Below are 16,780 nucleotides of genomic sequence, written 5' to 3' on the forward strand. Positions count from 1 at the left end.
TGGTCAACTTCAACGCTGTTCTGACAAGCTGCGAATACAATTCAAACCACGGATGAACGGCGATGGACACGGATGAGACCCATCAGTATCCCCGTGGATCCATGTCCATCCGTGGTCAACTCTTCACATCGTCACCGGCTCGCTCATCTTCTGCCAGTCGAGCATCTCATCGATGGTGCGCACGCTGACGGCGTGGTAATTGGGCCGCGCTTGCTTGTAGATGCCACGCGCAACCACGGCTCCTCCTTCGGTCTTCATCAGTTCGGCGTACAGCGGCATCAGGAACTTGCGGCGGCCGATGCGCGTGAGGAAGTCGCTCAGCGCCACGTACGGGTCGCGGTAGTCGCTACGGATGCACACCTCGAACCAAGCGGCTTGTATCTCCGTGTTGCCGCTGTTGGTGAAACCGAAAGTTCCGTCAAGTTCCTTCAGGCGCGGGTGTTCAACGGTTGTGGGCAGGTGGCGCAGGAAGTGCATCCATTGAAAGGGCGTCCATGCCTTCGTGGCAAGACCGTTGGCCGCAGTGCCGCTCTTCCACTTCGTCAGTTCGGCATCCACCAGCGCGAAGCGGCTGCTCACCGGTTGCAGCGCGGTACTGGGCAGGCCCGGGCCGTACACCCATTCATCCACGTTGAAGGCGATGCCGAGCGGTGAGAGCAGTTCCTTCTTCAGGTAGTCGAGGAAGCCTTCGGTGGTCATGCTCTGGAAGGCGAATCGATCGAAGTAGCCGCGCAGGAAGGGGTCGAACTTCTCGCGACCTGTCGCTGCTTCCAGCGCGGTGAGGAAGGCGTAGCCCTTCTCGTACGCCACGTCCGTCATGCCGTCGTCGGGGTTGCGGCCGCCGAGGTCCAGTTTCAGTTTGGTGTCGGCATGCATGCTGTCGGCTTCCAGCTGGTGCATGGTGCGCATCAGTTCCTGGCGACCGAGCACGGCGAGCATCTGCGCATAGTCGGTGCCGTAAAGCTTCTCGCAGATGCGCTTTTCGAAGTACACCGTGAAGCCTTCGTTCAGCCAGAAGTCGTCCCAGGTGGCGTTGGTCACCAGGTTGCCGCTCCAGCTATGCGCCAGCTCGTGCGCGATGAGCGCCACCAGCGAGCCATCGCCCGCGATGATGGTGGGCGTGGCGAACGTGAGCATGGGGTTTTCCATACCGCCGAATGGGAAACTGGGCGGCAGTACGATGACATCGTAGCGGCCCCACCGGTAAGGACCGTAGAGTTCTTCGGCGGCGGCTACCATGCGCTCCATGTCCACGAACTCCTTGGCGGCCTTCTCCACCATGCCGGGTTCGGCGTACACGCCTGTGCGCCCGCCCACGCTGCGGAAGTCAAGGTCGCCGACGGCCAGTGCGATGAGGTACGGCGGTATGGGCTGCTTCATGCTGAAGCTGTAGGTACCATCGGCGCTGCGCTCGGTGCTATTGGTGGCGCTCATCACGGCCATGAGCTCGCTGGGCACGCGCACGCGGGCATCGTATGTGATGCGGATGCCTGGGCTGTCCTGCACGGGGATCCACGTGCGTGTGAGGATGGCCTGCCCTTGCGTGAAAAGGAAGGGATGCTTCTTGTCGCCGGTCTGCTGCGGCGACAACCATTGCAGTGCAGCAGCATCAGGGCCGGTGGTGTAGTCGATGCTCACGCGCTCCACGTCCTTGCCGATGTCCACCATGAGCGCGCGACCGAGGAAGGTCTGCTCACCGAGCTGGTAGTTGAGCGCGTTGCCCATGCCGTCCTTCACGGCGCGGATCTCCATGCCGCCATCGGTGTCGAACACAATGTGGCCTTTGCCGTGATTGGTGATGCCATAGGTGGCGGTGCCATTGATCCGGTGCGCGGCCATATCCACGGCGAGCTCCAGGTCCAGGTGCTTGATCACCGCCTCCTCGGGGGTGCTTGCGCTGTGCTTGTCCATGGCGGTGGTGGGGGCTGGGGCGCCGGTGGTGTCATCGGCGCGTTGTTCTGGGGCGCCGCAGGAGGAAAGGCCTATGGCAAGGGCCAGCGCGTTGCCGACGGAAATGAGTTGAAAAGAGGGTCGCATATGGGGCGGCGAAAGTAGAGCGTGCTTGGAGGGTTGCCAGGGATTGGTCTCGCCGTAGATGTTCCGCAGCTCTGGGACCGTGCCCTCGTAGCGCCAACTGGGGCGTACGGTTAACCCAACCACTTCTTGAGCCTTGTCCGCATCTCAGCGAGCGTACCCGGCGAGACCTCGCCGATGGCTCCTTGGACCGCCTTGTCAGGCAACGTGGTGAGTTGGGCAACACGCAACACGCTTTCCATGCGCAAGCCCGTCCGGTGGAAGTCGGGATGCTGAGCACCGATGACGATGTCCAGATCCGGAACTGCCCGGTGGAGTTGCGAACTAACAGCACAGACGAGCCAGTCGTTGAACGGAGGCACTACGCCGATGATCACCGCGGGCCGCATCTTCCGCTGTCCATCGCTTTGCACGAAGGACCACCGCACCACGTCGCCGGGTTTCATTCCCCGTAGTTCGGATTGGGCTCCTTCAGCACCAGCCCACTGATGTCCGGCTCGTCCTCGCCGTAGGCTGCCCCACCGAAAACGCTGGCCGCAGCAACGAGATCCTCGTCGTGTTCTTCCTTGGACTGCACGGGCTTGGCGCGGAGCAGCTCGAGCAAGCGCTTCACCTTGGCCAGCACGCTCGCATCGTTCGTGTTCACGAGTTGCTGCACGAGTTCGAGCTTCAGTGCCTGAATATCCATGGTCTTCAAAAGTATGGGCTCGCACGGGTTGATGCGGGCTGAAAAAAGAGACAACCCTGCACGGATCGTATACGCTGCGAACAAGGAGGCCGGAGAGAGCAGGCTGTATGGTAAGGGTGCGATGCAAGACGGGCCTGGAGGCCCAAGACCCGGGGACACTCCGCTAAGCAGAGCCGAGGCCCACCGCTTAAAGCGCAGAGCACTGCGCGAGCGTGTGCAGAAAAATTGCTACGGCTTCGGGCTGGACGAATTGAACAGCGGTAGTACGACCATCGTGTCGTGAGTCTGTTGAGTGGTCAGACTCAGACCACTGCCGAACACCTTCACGGTGACTTTCACGTCCCCCTCAGCTCCGGGTTCGCTTTCCATGACCATCACAACATCCGTGTTATTCGGCCTCAATAGGAGTGTATACGTCAGTTTCCCAGTGACCAGTGTCGTCCCATCCTCCGGTCCGCCTCCAGTGAACACGCAAGACTTGCATTCCACGGTCACATCGGCGATAAGGTTTTGAGCCTCGACGAATGAGGCCGTCACAAGGAAGAGAGAAACAAGCACGGCTTTCATCGACCTGGGGGTTAACGTGGGGTGCGGATGCCGCGACTAAGAAAAGAATTTGGGATCGCATGTGGGGGCGGCGAAAGTGGCAGGACAGGCAGCGACCCGACGCAAGAACAGGCACATACAACAATAGCTCGAGCCGCCCTTCCGTTCATCCCTACGCCGCCTACCTTTCCTCCCCCTACTTCTTAACCGGCCATGTTAGCCACCCACCGTTTGCTGCGCGCATCCTTGCGCGCTTTCGTCATTTGTGCCACCCTCATTGCCTGCAAGCCGGAGCACAAGCCCTTCGAACCGGACAACGCCTATGTGCCGTACATACCGGCGTTCACCTACGGGCACATCGGCGCGCGCTCACCCATCCTCGTGCGGCTGGCGGAGGACCATGCGTGGAAGGACACCAGCGAGACCGCCATCCAGGAGCTCTTCGACCTGAGCCCCGATGTGGAAGGCACCGTGGAATGGACCGACCACAACACGCTTGCCTTCCGCCCGAAGGAGCGCCTGAAGAGCGGCGCCGACTACCAGGTGGAATTCCACCTCGGCAAGATCATGGAGGTGCCCGATGCTTTCGAGGAGTTCAAGTTCCAGGTAAGCATCATACAGCAGGAACTGGACGTGAAGGTCACCGACCTGCAACCGCTCAGCAGCACCGACCTCACGTGGCAGCGCGTGCTGGCCAGCGCCTACACCAGCGATGATGCGACCGGCCAGGATGTGGAAGGCTGCGTGAAGGCCGTGCAAGGCAAACGCGAGCTCTCGCTGTCGTGGGAGCATGAAGCGAACGGGCAGTTCCACCGCTTCAGCATCGACAGCGTGCAGCGCGGCGACGCGCCGGACAGTTTGCGCATCACCTATAACGCCGAGAAGATCGACGGCCTCGCCGACAGCAGCTTCTGGTTCCGCGTGCCGGCCATCGGCGACCTGCAGCTCATCAGCGCCACCACCACCAGCGCCGAAGAACAGTATGCCACCCTCCTCTTCAGCGATCCGCTCGACGCTACGCAGGACCTCAGCGGCCTAGCGGGCATCGCCGGGCAGGAGAACGTGCGCCTCTCCATCGACGGCAACCGCCTGATCATGTACCCCGAGCAGCGCCTCAGCGGCAACCACCAAGGCTTCGTGGCGCAGGGCCTCGCCAACGTGAACAAGCGCACGCTGGGCAAGGACATCAGTGTGGACCTCAGCTTCGAGGACATCAAACCTGCCATCCGCCTCGTGGGCAAAGGCACCATCCTGCCCAGCACCGATGGCCTGCTCTTCCCCTTCGATGCCGTGAACATCAACGCGGTGGAAGTCCGCATCATCAAGATCTACGAAGACAACGTGGCACAGTTCCTTCAGGTGAACGACATGGAAGGCGAACGCGAACTGGCGCGCGTGGGGCGCCAAGTGCTGCACCGCATCATTCCGTTGCAAGGCAAGAGCGCACCGAAGCTCGGCAAGTGGAACCGCCACTACCTCGACCTCGCCACCCTCATCAACACCGAACCCGGCGCCATCTACCGCGTGGTGCTCGACTTCCGCCGCGAGCACAGCATCTACCCCTGCGAGGGCGACAAGGCGAAGCAGCAGGTGATCAGCGCGCCCATCGACATCGACGATGCCGACGACGGCCAGTGGGACCACGCCGAGAGCTACTACTACTACGAGGACTACGACGAGTATTACCAGGACGAGGACTACGAGTGGAACAAGCGCACCGACCCGTGCAACGCCGCGTACTACTCGCAATCGCACAGCGTGAGCCGCAACATCCTCGCGAGCGACATCGGCCTCATTGCCAAGCGCGGCAACGACGGCAGCATGCTCATTGCCGTGAGCGACCTGAAGAGCACCGCGCCCATGAGCGGCGTGAAAGTGGAAGTGCTGGACCTGCAGCGAAAGAGCCTGGCATCGCTCGTCACCGACGGCGAAGGTTTGGTGACCGTGCCGAAAGCGAAGCACCGTCCGTTCCTGGTGGTGGCCAGCAAGGGCACGCAGAAAGGGTACCTGAAACTCGATGACGGCAGCTCGCTCTCGCTGAGCGAATACTCCGTGGAAGGCGAATACGTGGAGCGCGGCCTGAAGGGCTTCATCTACGGCGAACGCGGCGTGTGGCGCCCGGGCGATTCGCTGTTCCTGAGCTTCATGCTGCAGGACCCGCGCAACACCCTGCCGAAGGACCATCCGGTGACCCTTGAGATCACCGATGCACGCGGCCGATTGGACCAGAAGCACGTACGCACCAGTTCGGTGAACAACGTGTACGCCTTCCGCTGCGCGACAAGTCCTGATGCACCCACGGGCTTCTGGCATGCGCGCGTAACGGTCGGCGGCACCTCGTTCCACCACACGTTGCGCATCGAGACCATCAAGCCGAACCGCTTGAAGGTGCAGATCGATCTGCCCGAACGCATCACGACGATCAGCCGCAAGAAAGAACAAGTGCTGCAAGGCAACTGGCTGCATGGCTCACCCGCCAAGAACCTGAAGGCACGCACCACCGTGACGTTGACGCGCGGCTGGGCCGCCTTCAAGGGCTACGACGATTTCAACTTCGATGACCTGTACACGGGCGTGAACAGCGATGAGCGCACCGTGTTCGATGGTCAGCTCGATGCCACGGGCAAGGCGGTGTTCCCGATGGACATCACCTTCAATGGCCGCGCACCGGCAGCGGTGAACGCCAACTTCGTCACGCGCATTTTCGAGGCCGGTGGCGATGCGAGCATGGACAACCAGCGCGCCACCTATTACCCCTACGCCAGCTACGCCGGCATACAGGCGCCCGACCCGAAGAACGCGTGGGGCACCCTGCGCACGGACACCAACTACATGTTCACGGCGGTGGCCATCGACCCCGATGGCAAGCCACTGGCTGGGCATGCGCTGAAGGCCACCGTGTACAAGATGGAGCGCGACTGGTGGTGGGATGGCGGCTACGATGAAGCCGCGAGCTACGTGACCAGTCCGAGCGTGCGCATGGAAAGCACCCAGGACGTGGTGACCGATGCCAAGGGCCGCGTGAAAGTGAAAGTGCGCGTGGACCGCCCGAAGTGGGGCCGCTTCATCGTGCGCATTACCGATCAGGCCAGCGGCCACAGCACCGCCAGCAACGTGTACTTCGATTGGCCCGGCTACGAAGGCCGCAGCCGTCGCGACGCGCCCGAGCAGGCCGCCATGCTCAACTTCAACAGCGATAAGGAGAAGTACACCACCGGCGAAGAGTGCGAGATCATCGTACCGAGCAGTGGCAAGGGCCGCGCGCTGGTGAGCCTCGAAACCGGCAGCCGTGTTTTGGATGCGACGTGGGTGGAAACGAAGGACAAGGAGACCCGCTACAAGTTCAACATCACGGCGGACATGGCGCCGAACATCTTCGTGCACGTGACGCTGGTGCAGCCGCACGCGAACACCATCAACGACCTGCCCATACGCCTCTACGGTGTGATCCCCGTGCTGGTGGAAGATCCCGCGACGCACATTGCACCGCAGCTCACCACACCCAAGGAGATCCGCACCGATGAGGAGTTCAGCGTTTCGGTGAAGGAGAAGGACGGCCTGCCGATGACCTACACGCTGGCCATCGTGGACGAAGGCCTGCTCGACCTGACGCGCTTCAAAACCCCTGACCCGTGGAACCACTTCTATGCGCGCGAAGCACTCGGTGTGCGCACATGGGATCTCTACGACCAAGTGATCGGTGCCTTCGGTCGCCAACTGGAACGCATCCTCGCCCTCGGTGGTAGCGATGCCGCCGGCGAAGTGGACCCGAGCCGTGTGAACCGCTTCAAACCTGTCGTGCGCTTTGTTGGACCGTTCAGCCTGGAGCGCAACGGCACAGGCCAGCACAAGTTCACCATCAGCAACTACGTGGGCAGCGTGCGCGTGATGGTGGTGGCCACCGATGGCACGCGCGCCTACGGCAACACGGAGAAGGCGGTGCCTGTGAAGAAACCGCTCATGCTGTTGGCCACGCTGCCGCGCGTGGTGGGTCCCGGCGAAGAAGTGGACCTGCCCGTGACGGTCTTCGCCATGGACAAGAAGATCAAGAACGTGCAACTGCGCCTCGAAGCCAACAACCTGTTCACGGTGCAAGGCACGGACAAGCTTGCGCTCACCTTCAACAGCGAAGGCGACCAGGTCGCCACCTTCAAGGTGAAGATGGCCGAACGCATCGGCATTGGCAAGGTGAAGGTGATCGCTGAAGGTGCCGGTGAGAAGGCATCGGAGAGCATCGAGATCGCCGTGCGCCAGCCGAACCGTCCGCAAACGTTGGCCGAGGACGTGGTGCTGGAAGCCGGCCAGAGCTGGAGCGGCACACCGCAGCCGATCGGCTTGATCGGTACCAACAGCGCGTACGTGGAACTGAGCACCATACCCCCTGTGGACTTCGGCGAGCGTTTGAAGTACCTGATGGATTACCCGCACGGTTGCGTGGAGCAGACCACCAGCAAAGCGTTCCCGCAGCTCTTCATCGCCGATGTGATGGAGATGGACGCAAAGAGCCAGCAGTACATGCGCAGCAACGTTGAAGCTGCCATCCGCAAACTGCGCGAGTTCCAGAACGCCGACGGCGGATTCACCTACTGGCCCGGCACCACCTACGTGGACGATTGGTGCAGCGTGTACGTGGGCCACTTCCTGGTGGAGGCCGAACGCAAAGGCTTCAACATCCCGGCGGGCATGAAGAGCAAGTGGCTCAGCTACCAACGCAGCGTGGCGCGCAACTGGAACTTCGCTGAGCGCGACGGATGGACACGCCACCACTCGCAGCTCACGCAGGCCTACCGCCTGTACGTATTGGCCGCGGCCAACGCCGCCGAGCTCGCACCCATGAACCGCATGCGCACCATGCAGGGCCTCACCGATCAGGCGCGCTGGCAGCTGGCTGCGGCATACGCCACCACCAACAACCGCGATGTGGCCCTGCAACTCATCGCCAACGTGAGCACGCGCGTGCCGACCTACACGGAGATGAGCTGGACCTACGGCAGCGACCTGCGCGATGAATCCATGATCGCCGAAGCACTGCTGCGCATGAACGAGAAAGCGAAGGCCGCACCATTGATCCAGGATATCGCCAAGCGATTGGGCTCGGAGAGCTGGTACAGCACTCAGAGCACCGCCTTCGGATTGCTGGCCGTGTCGCGCATGGCGTCCTCCGGTGAACTGGGCAAGGGCATCTCGTTCAACATCGCACAGGGCGGTGCGGGCAAAGACCGCTTCAGCGAAAAAGCCATCGTTCGCCACGACCTGCCAACGCCCGACGGCAAAGCACCGGTGGCCATCAAGAACACCGGCAAGAACCTCATCTATCTGCGCTTGGTGCGCACGGGCACGCCGCTGGCTGGCGAGGAGCAAGCCGTGAGCAGCGGTCTCGGCCTGCAAGTGAAGTTCGAAACACCCAGCGGCCATGCACTTGATGTGGACCGCCTGGAGCAAGGCACCGACTTCGTCGCTGTGGTAACGGTGACCAACCCCGGACTGAAAGGCTACAACGAACTGGCCTTGACGCAGGTGTTCCCCAGCGGCTGGGAGATCCGCAACAGCCGCCTGGAAGGCACCGGCAGCGCCACCGCCGCCAGCTACTTCGACTACCAGGACGTTCGCGACGACCGCGTGCTCACCTACTTCGACCTGTGGCGTGGTGGCAGTGTCACTTACAAAGTGATGCTGAACGCTTCCTACGCGGGGCGCTTCTACCTGCCGGGCACGTTGTGCGAAGCCATGTACGACAACACCATCAGCGGCCGCTCGCAGGGCAAGTGGGTCACCGTGGTGAAGCCGGGCGAAGCGACTTCCGGCAACTGATCGAACAACTTGGAAAAGAGAAGCCCGCCAATTGGCGGGCTTCTTCCATTCCGTCGGGGTGACTGGACTCGAACCAGCGACCCCTTGCACCCCATGCAAGTGCGCTACCGGGCTGCGCTACACCCCGAAATGGGCGGCGAAACTAACAATGTGCGACAACCGGCAGGCGCCCAACAGCAGAATGACGTGAACGCTCCTTGTACTTGCTGAGGGTAAGGGGCTCATTCTCCGCAGGTGCCGTTCACTCCAGGGCAATGCAAGCCACACTGTTATCGCCACACTGGGTGTGATCGTGCCCCACTTTCATGCGGCCATTGCTGTGGTGGAAGGTGATGTTGCCCACGGCGTTGGCGTAGCGCTCATCCATGTTCCCGTCCGCAGCGTGCAAATGCACTTCGAAGGCCACGGTGCGGTCGCTGCCGCCTGCTGCGCTGTCGGCGTACCTGGTATCGACACGCACCACTTTATCCACGCAGCCCGGCTTGCCTACCAGCAGCAGGGCCACACGGTCGGGTGGTAGCTCATGGCGGAATTGCCCGTTGGCGCGCACAGGCACCGGCACGCGCTCACCGTCGGGTTGCACCAAGGTCACGGTCGGTCGACTGATGACCTCGTCGGGTGAGATAACGGTTCCTCTCAGAACGATGTTCTGCGCGTTGGCGGCTTTCCAGGAAACGATCCCCAGGAAGAGCATGAGGAGATAGGCCAACAGGCTGGGCATGTACTCGGAGCGCACGGTTTTCATGGCGTTGGGGTTTTGGCGTGTTGCTTACCAAAACTGCCTGCACCGGACAGCGGCATCCATACCCAGTTGTGGGGATTTTCCGGCCTCGTTCCGGCCCGATCGGCATCCAGGTACCCGGTTCAGGGTACCGGCTCAGGAAAGGGGGAGATCGATGGACACGGTCGTACCGCGCCCGATAACGCTGTCCACGGCTACGACGCCGCCCAAAGCCGTAGCACGCTCCTTGATGTTCCGCAATCCAAGACCTCCATCTTGGCCGGCAGCATCGAAGCCCCTGCCGTTGTCCTCCACCAGCACGTTCAGCGCACTTCCGGAGCGTGTGACCTGGATGGTGAGCTCTGAAGCCTTCGCATGGCGCAGCACATTGCTCACGCACTCCTGCACCATGCGGTAAACACCGATCTCGAAGGGTGGTGGCAACCGGTCCTCCATACCGAAGGCGCTCATTTCCACTTTCAAACTTCCCGGGGCATCCAGCGCCTCGCCCAGGTCCTGCAAGGCGCGTAGCAGACCGAAGTCCGCCAAGGTGCCGCGCACCATATCGTGGCTGATGCGGCGCACTTCGGCCACCGTTTCGTCCAGAAGGCCCGTTAGTTTGTCGTATTGCGATCGCTGCGTGTCCTCCAACTTGGTCAACCGTCCTTCCAAGGCACTGAACTGGAGCTTCACCGAACTGAGCATGCTGCCGATGCGGTCGTGAAGGTCGCGCCCCACCCGCTCGCGCTCGCGTTCCTGTCCTTTCATCATCGCTTCCAGGGAGTTGATCTCCTGTTGTTTCAAGAGATCGGAAACCTCACGCGAGTGCAGCACATGTTCCTGGACGCGGAGACGGCGTTGAACGGAATTGTTCCAGATCAAAAGGGCAACTATGCCCAGCAAGAGCAACGACACTGCGATCAGCCAATTGCGCCGTGTTCGCTCGGCCCTCCGTTGCTCTTCGGAGAGGGCCAACGCCTGGTCCTTTTTTTCCGTCTCGTAGGCGACCTCCAGCCGCAGCGTGGTCTCGCCGAAGGCCAATGAATCGAGCCGCTGCTGCACGGCCTGCTGGGCAGCGAGGTGCACAACGGCCCCTTCGCAATCCCCGAGCCCCTCCTTCAGCTCAAAGAGCTTGTACTCGGCTTGTTGCAAACGCTGCAACGCGCCAGCCCGCGCTGCAAGGTCGCGGGCCGCGGTGGCATGCACCAACGCGATACCCACGCGATCGGATGCGTGGTACAATTCGGACAAATACATGTGCATGTCCATGATACCGGCGCTGTCGCGGACCGCAATACGTCCGGCCAGGGCAGCGAGGAGGTTCTGTTCGGCCGCACCGTACTTTCCCATCTCCACCAGCAGCAATCCGATGTTCCCCTTGATCTGGGCGACGAAGCGCGCGTCGACGGTCGTGTCGGCATTTGCAAGTGCAGCCCTGTAGCTCTCCAGGGCACGGCCCAAGCTGTCCATCCCGTACCAGGTAGCTCCGATGTTCGACATGCTCCGCATGGCGAGAGGGGCCAAACCCTGAGCGACCGCACATTCGTACGCTTCTTTGAAATGGTGTAGAGCCTCGACCGCCAAACCACGGCTGTGGGCGAGTCCACCCTTGTTGTTGATCACCCCGCAGCGCTGGTCGGCAAAGCCGTTCGTCTGCGCCAAACGATCAGCTTCGATAAGGCGCTGCATGGCAAGGTCGTACACACCTCTATGCCGGTGGATCTCGGCCACCAAGCTCAGCGCATCCACTTGATGAGGGCCCAATCCGTATGCTTGCGCGTAGTGGAAAGCCTGCAGTGCATGGGGTTCGGCCTTGTCGAAAACAGAGAGCGCTTTGAAGATCAGCGCCAGTTCGCTCGCATGCGCGTACCGCACGATCCCTGGCGCCCTGTTCACGGCGTCTGCAATGGAATCAATGGCCGCGTACGCCTTACCGACCTCGCCCTTCCTCCTCAACTGTGCGGCCTGCAGCACTCTGCACAATAAACCCTCCTCCGAGGTGCGTGCCGCACTGCGCAAACTGTCCAAGAAAGGGCCCACCGCTTCGGCATCCTCGTGCGCGTTCAACCAGCAATAGCAATCGTAGGCGCTGCGCACGTTCTGGGCGGAGCCGACCATGGTCAACAAAGTGAACATCAGCGCGAACCTCCATCGGCAGGCCCCACCGTTCGATTTCCTGGCTTCCGAAGGCATTCCGATCAGGGACAGCCGCTGATTTCTTCGCACCCTGTGTCGTACGAACCGTGCCACGTCCTCACGCAATCCGGCCGTCTTGGGGGCGCGCGCAGGGCACCGCGCATGGTCTTCCCCCGGCATGTTCTGGGAGGATAACCGCACGAAGGGTTGTCACAATCGCATATCGGATCACCACATTCGGCCGTTGCACCGTAAAGGTCATCGTAGTAGTCGATCATCTGCTCCGCCGCTGCGGCAATCACCGACACGTACGTCTCATCGTCGAAGACCTCACGCATGATCCGATTGGCCGCCCACCAATCACATTGCCCTTCACATATCAACGCGGTGGATCCCTCATGGCACGAATAGCCGGAGGCCATGCCGTGGCTGATCTCGTGGGCGAGCATGAAGGCGAACAGTTCGCCCTTCACCTCGGGTTGCTGCATGAAGGTACGCGGCATGCTGATCGACACCACTGGTGAACCGGGGCCAGCATCGGTCCGGTCAACCCCTGTTGGGGTTGACCAAGGCCAGTCGTCGTCTTCATTCAACATGGAGACAGTGAATACCGGCCAGGCACGCTGGAACTTCCTGATAAGCTTGTCCACGCTGATGCAACCATCTTGGAAGGGCAGCATACCGCGCCCCCGGTTGCATGCGGGCATCGCGGAGAGCTGCTGGTACATTCCGATCGCGGTATCGGGCATATCGAAAATGCGCTTGCGTTTGATGGGGCGGGTGGGCGCCATGGTCCTCGCGCGGTCGCGGAACAGCGCATTCTCCTTGGCCAGCATCAGGGCGTGCAATGTGTCCCTCGTGGAAGGGTGCAGTTTCACCAGCGCTTCGCATGCACAGTAGCACGGCCCAACCCCCTCACCTTGGAACCAGAGCAAGCCGTTTAGCGGAACGTTCTGGGCACACAACGAGTCCATGGCTCCGGGGTTCTTGGCGCATTGTTCAGCAGGGCAGGCCCTTCGCAACAGGAACCTGGTGTCGCCGTGCAAGGGGTGCCCCCGGAGGGTATCCCGCCCATCGCCGCGATCGCCATGGCCGCGCTTCCCATCTGCGTTGTTGCATGCTGCGGACAATAGAACGGATGTGCTGACAACGAGCACGGCATATATCGTTCTCATCGGAGTTGGTCGATCATGGTCGGCAAAAGCGTATCAGCGCCGCACTCGTGGCCCCCCACCGCTACTGTCCATGATGGTGGCCGTGATCTTCTTCTTCTTCTTACCGTCGAGGAACACACGGATCTCCACATTGCGTGTCCTGTTCGAGGTGCCTCTAACAGGACCAAGGACCCATGGATCTTCGTTGGCGGTACTTCCAGGCCCGATCCCTGACACGTAATGAATGTCGAAAAGGTCCGGGGGAATGACCGTGTTCGCCGTGGCCGAAGAGCCCACGCGCATGGTGTTGTTCGGCTTCACCACAACGGCGATGTACGCACTACCGGTCGATGGATCGTTCAGGCTGATGTCCCAAGTTGCCATGGTCTTCGATTTAAGGGTTGGTGTCAAGGTTTTCTTTCAATGGTCAGTTCTCAAGATGCCATCCGCGCTCCACGGCATAGCGCACGAGTGCGGAGGTGTTGTGCATGCCCAGCTTGTGCAGGATGTTCTTGCGGTGCGTCTCCACCGTGCTCACACTGAGCTCGAGCGCGGCAGCGACCTCCCCGCTGGTGCGGTTCGCCACGAGCAGCTTGATGATCTGCTTCTCCCGCTTGGTGATCGGCACGAACGCCTTGTCCCGCTGCTCGCCCGTCCGCGGTGCGTCCATGGTGTCCTGCACCGGCTTGCTGAAGTACCGGAACCCGTTGTTGATGCTGTGGATGGCCTCGCGCAGTTCCTCCCGGCTGGTGTTCTTCAGGAGGTAACCGCTGGCACCCGCCTCCACCAGATCATCGATGAACTCGCGGTTGCCGTACATGCTCAGCACCATTACCCTGGTATCCTCAAGCTTATGGTCCTTGCGTATCAGGCGCGTGGCCTCGATGCCGTCCATATCCGGCATGCTGATGTCCATGATGACCAGTCGCGGCCGCAGCTTGCGTGCCATCTCTACGGCCTCGCGGCCATTGCTGGCCTGGCCCACCACCCTTACGTCCGGGTCCAGTTCAAGTATGGCGCGCATACCATCGATGACCAAGTGGTGGTCATCGACCAGCAGGATCTCGATGGGTTGCATGGTGGGTGCGGTAGGGTGAGACAAATGTGGACAGACCTTTTCGAGGAAAAAATACCCAGTTCAGGGTATTTCCGGGGGTGTTAAGTCCAGGTGACGCCTGCCTCCCCTCCAAGGATGAACGGCCGTTCCCCTTGCACCAACGGCCATGGGCGCGCGAAGACGGCCGGTAATTTCGCCCCCCACTTGCGAAGAACGATGCGTGCGACAGCCCTCCTCACCGGCCTGCTGCTGACGGCCCTGGTGGCCCAAGCCCAACAGAAGTTCACTATAAGCGGCACGGTGAAGGACGCCACCAGCGGCGAGGCCCTGATAGGGGCGGCCGTCTTCGCCGACGAGGTGAAGAAGGGCGCCAACACCAACACCTACGGTTTTTACTCGCTCACCCTGCCCGCCGGGAAATACACCCTGCTGGTGCGTTTCATCGGCATGGAGGAACTGGTGAAGACCATTGACCTGAAGGCCGACACCAAACTTGACCTCGAACTACAGCCCAAGGTCCGCGAGGTGAAGGAAGCCCGCGTGACCGGCAAGAAGACCCAGCAGAACACCGAGAGCACGGACATGGGGCGCATCGGTCTGGACGTGCAGAAGCTCAACACCCTGCCCGCATTGCTCGGTGAGGTGGACATCCTGAAGACCATCCAATACCTGCCCGGCGTGAAGGGCAACGGGGAGGGCAACAGCGGGTTCTATGTACGCGGCGGTGGGCCAGATCAGAACCTCATCCTGCTGGACGAGGCCACCGTGTACAACGCCAGCCACCTCTTTGGCTTCTTCAGCGTGTTCAACGCCGATGCCGTGAAGAACATCGACCTCATCAAGGGCGGCATGCCCGCCAATTACGGCGGCCGCATCAGCAGTGTGCTCGACATCAATATGAAGGAGGGCAATGACAAGGGCTTCCACGGGCAGGGCGGCATAGGCCTCATTGCAAGCCGCCTGACGCTGGAAGGGCCCATCGTGAAGGACAAGGGCTCCTTCATCGTAAGCGGGCGCCGCACTTACATCGACCTGCTGCTGAAACCCTTCGTGAACGACACGAGCGAGTTCAGCGGCACAGGCTACTACTTCTACGACATCAACGCCAAGGCGAACTACCGCCTGGGCGAAAAGGACCGTGTGTACCTGAGCGGCTACTTCGGTCGCGACGTGTTCACCTTCAGCAACAGCAACCCCGGCGACCCGGCCTTCCGCATCCCCTGGGGCAATGCCACGGTGAGCGCGCGCTGGAACCACGTCTTCACGCCGAAGCTGTTCATGAACACCACCGCTACGTTCAGTGATTACAACTTCCTCTTCGATGCCGAGCAGGACGTGTTCCGGTTCAAGCTCTACAGCGGCATCCGCGACTACAGCCTGAAGCTGGACCTGAGCCACTACGCCAACGTGCGCCACAGCCTCAAGTACGGCGGCCAGTACACGCGCCACATCTACACACCGAGCACGGTGAAGGTCGAGAGCGACGACGTGGAGTTCGACATCGAAGAGCCCGCGAAGCTCAACGCACACGAGGCCGCCGTGTACGTGCTGGACGACATGGACGTGACCGACCTGCTGCGCGTGAACGTGGGCCTGCGCTTCACGTGGTTCGCGCACGTGGGCAACTGGCGCGAATACCTCTACGATAGCGAAGGCACCGAGATCGGCCAGCGCACCTTCAGCAGCGGCGACATCATTGCACAGTACAGTGCGTTGGAACCCCGCATCAGCGCGCGCTACAAGACAGGCGCGAACAGCAGCGTGAAGGCAAGCTTCAACCGCGGCCAGCAGTACGTGCACCTGGCCAGCTTCAGCGGTATTGCCCTGCCCACCGATGTGTGGGTGCCCAGCGGGCAGAACGTGAAACCGCTGGTAGGCACCCAGTACGCAGTGGGCTACTTCAAGGACTGGAAGGACCGCATGTTCGAGACCAGCGTGGAGGCGTACTACAAGACGATGGACAACCTCATCGAGTACGCCGAGGGCGCCGAACCGCGCGACAACGGAAACACGAACTACGATCAGAACTTCGTTTACGGGGACGGCTACAGTTACGGCGTGGAGCTGTTCGTGAAGAAGACCTTCGGCAAGTTGAACGGATGGGCCGGGTACACCTGGAGCCGCACCATGCGGAAATTCCCGGAACTGAACAACGGCAATGAGTTCCCCAGCCGCTGGGACCGCACGCACGATGGCAGCTTGGTGCTCAGCTACGAGCACAACGAGCGCTGGAGCTTCGGCACCACCTTCACTTACAGCACCGGACAAGCCGTGACACTGCCCGTGAACCGCTACTGGGTGGAGGGCCAACTCGTGAGCGAATACACGGAGCGCAACGGCTTCCGCATGGCACCCTACCACCGGCTGGACCTGAGCGCCACCCTGAAGAACAAGCCCACGCGCACGAAGAAGAACAAGGAGACAGGCGAAGAAACCGAGGTGAAACGCCGCTACCGCAGCAGTTGGACGCTCGCCATCTACAACGTCTACAACCGCCGCAACCCCTACTTCATCTATTTCGCCAACGAGGGAATCCCCAGCGAGGGCACCTTCGAGGTGACCGCCAAACAGGTGAGCCTGTTCAGCATACTGCCCAGCATAACGTGGAACTTCGAGTTCTAGGGAAGACCACA

The 16,780-nt window shown here is 61.4% G+C and carries 11 protein-coding genes and 1 tRNA gene; 2 read left to right on the forward strand and 10 right to left on the reverse strand.

Annotated features, from left to right (window positions below):
• Nucleotides 1-123: 123 nt before the first annotated feature.
• The 4 genes from IPJ76_03475 to IPJ76_03490 form a co-directional block, all read right to left on the reverse strand.
• On the reverse strand, nucleotides 124-2,037 hold the full coding sequence (locus IPJ76_03475) for a M1 family metallopeptidase (GenBank protein ID QQR87295.1): 1,914 nt from the start codon (nucleotides 2,035-2,037) through the stop codon (nucleotides 124-126).
• A 110-nt stretch (nucleotides 2,038-2,147) separates the two neighbouring features.
• Nucleotides 2,148-2,480, reverse strand: coding sequence for a type II toxin-antitoxin system PemK/MazF family toxin (locus tag IPJ76_03480; GenBank protein QQR87296.1), 333 nt, complete (start codon nucleotides 2,478-2,480; stop codon nucleotides 2,148-2,150).
• A complete protein-coding gene (locus tag IPJ76_03485) occupies nucleotides 2,477-2,722 on the reverse strand; it encodes a hypothetical protein (protein ID QQR87297.1) in 246 nt (81 codons plus the stop codon). The genes IPJ76_03480 and IPJ76_03485 overlap by 4 nt, the downstream gene beginning before the upstream one ends.
• A gap of 228 nt (nucleotides 2,723-2,950) precedes the next feature.
• Nucleotides 2,951-3,289, reverse strand: a complete 339-nt coding sequence (locus IPJ76_03490) for a hypothetical protein (protein QQR87298.1) — start codon at nucleotides 3,287-3,289, stop codon at nucleotides 2,951-2,953.
• 192 nt (nucleotides 3,290-3,481) lie between these two features.
• Between IPJ76_03490 and IPJ76_03495 the strand changes: the two genes are divergently transcribed.
• Nucleotides 3,482-9,079, forward strand: coding sequence for a hypothetical protein (locus IPJ76_03495; GenBank protein ID QQR87299.1), 5,598 nt, complete (start codon nucleotides 3,482-3,484; stop codon nucleotides 9,077-9,079).
• Nucleotides 9,080-9,132: 53 nt separating this feature from the next.
• Here the strand turns inward: IPJ76_03495 and IPJ76_03500 are convergent.
• The 6 genes from IPJ76_03500 to IPJ76_03525 all read right to left on the reverse strand — a co-directional run bounded on the left by IPJ76_03500 (nucleotide 9,133) and on the right by IPJ76_03525 (nucleotide 14,168).
• Nucleotides 9,133-9,206 (reverse strand) — tRNA-Pro (locus IPJ76_03500).
• A gap of 114 nt (nucleotides 9,207-9,320) precedes the next feature.
• Nucleotides 9,321-9,824 (reverse strand): hypothetical protein, encoded by a 504-nt coding sequence (locus IPJ76_03505; GenBank protein QQR87300.1) that lies wholly within the window; start codon nucleotides 9,822-9,824, stop codon nucleotides 9,321-9,323.
• A gap of 132 nt (nucleotides 9,825-9,956) precedes the next feature.
• Nucleotides 9,957-11,918 carry a sensor histidine kinase gene (locus IPJ76_03510; protein ID QQR87301.1) on the reverse strand — a complete coding sequence of 654 codons (1,962 nt, stop codon included), beginning with the start codon at nucleotides 11,916-11,918 and terminating at the stop codon, nucleotides 9,957-9,959.
• A gap of 80 nt (nucleotides 11,919-11,998) precedes the next feature.
• Complete coding sequence (locus IPJ76_03515; protein ID QQR87302.1) at nucleotides 11,999-13,111, reverse strand: hypothetical protein; 1,113 nt, start codon at nucleotides 13,109-13,111, stop codon at nucleotides 11,999-12,001.
• 33 nt (nucleotides 13,112-13,144) lie between these two features.
• Nucleotides 13,145-13,474 carry a hypothetical protein gene (locus tag IPJ76_03520; GenBank protein ID QQR87303.1) on the reverse strand — a complete coding sequence of 110 codons (330 nt, stop codon included), beginning with the start codon at nucleotides 13,472-13,474 and terminating at the stop codon, nucleotides 13,145-13,147.
• A 43-nt stretch (nucleotides 13,475-13,517) separates the two neighbouring features.
• Nucleotides 13,518-14,168, reverse strand: a complete 651-nt coding sequence (locus tag IPJ76_03525) for a response regulator transcription factor (GenBank protein ID QQR87304.1) — start codon at nucleotides 14,166-14,168, stop codon at nucleotides 13,518-13,520.
• A gap of 195 nt (nucleotides 14,169-14,363) precedes the next feature.
• On the opposite strand from IPJ76_03525, the gene IPJ76_03530 reads away from it, so the two are divergent.
• A complete protein-coding gene (locus tag IPJ76_03530) occupies nucleotides 14,364-16,769 on the forward strand; it encodes a TonB-dependent receptor (protein QQR87305.1) in 2,406 nt (801 codons plus the stop codon).
• Nucleotides 16,770-16,780: the final 11 nt, after the last annotated feature.

This window comes from Flavobacteriales bacterium, assembly GCA_016699575.1.
Taxonomy (GTDB): Bacteria; Bacteroidota; Bacteroidia; order Flavobacteriales_F; family PHOS-HE28; genus PHOS-HE28.

Excerpts from the sequence above, each read along its gene's own strand:
- IPJ76_03475 (QQR87295.1), bottom strand. The coding sequence starts at position 2,037 with ATGCGACCCTCTTTTCAACTCATTTCCGTCGGCAACGCGCTGGCCCTT.
- IPJ76_03490 (QQR87298.1), bottom strand. The coding sequence starts at position 3,289 with ATGAAAGCCGTGCTTGTTTCTCTCTTCCTTGTGACGGCCTCATTCGTC.
- IPJ76_03520 (QQR87303.1), bottom strand. The coding sequence starts at position 13,474 with ATGGCAACTTGGGACATCAGCCTGAACGATCCATCGACCGGTAGTGCG.
- IPJ76_03480 (QQR87296.1), bottom strand. The coding sequence starts at position 2,480 with ATGAAACCCGGCGACGTGGTGCGGTGGTCCTTCGTGCAAAGCGATGGA.
- IPJ76_03510 (QQR87301.1), bottom strand. The coding sequence starts at position 11,918 with ATGGTCGGCTCCGCCCAGAACGTGCGCAGCGCCTACGATTGCTATTGC.
- IPJ76_03515 (QQR87302.1), bottom strand. The coding sequence starts at position 13,111 with ATGAGAACGATATATGCCGTGCTCGTTGTCAGCACATCCGTTCTATTG.
- IPJ76_03505 (QQR87300.1), bottom strand. The coding sequence starts at position 9,824 with ATGAAAACCGTGCGCTCCGAGTACATGCCCAGCCTGTTGGCCTATCTC.
- IPJ76_03525 (QQR87304.1), bottom strand. The coding sequence starts at position 14,168 with ATGCAACCCATCGAGATCCTGCTGGTCGATGACCACCACTTGGTCATC.
- IPJ76_03485 (QQR87297.1), bottom strand. The coding sequence starts at position 2,722 with ATGGATATTCAGGCACTGAAGCTCGAACTCGTGCAGCAACTCGTGAAC.
- IPJ76_03530 (QQR87305.1), top strand. The coding sequence starts at position 14,364 with ATGCGTGCGACAGCCCTCCTCACCGGCCTGCTGCTGACGGCCCTGGTG.
- IPJ76_03495 (QQR87299.1), top strand. The coding sequence starts at position 3,482 with ATGTTAGCCACCCACCGTTTGCTGCGCGCATCCTTGCGCGCTTTCGTC.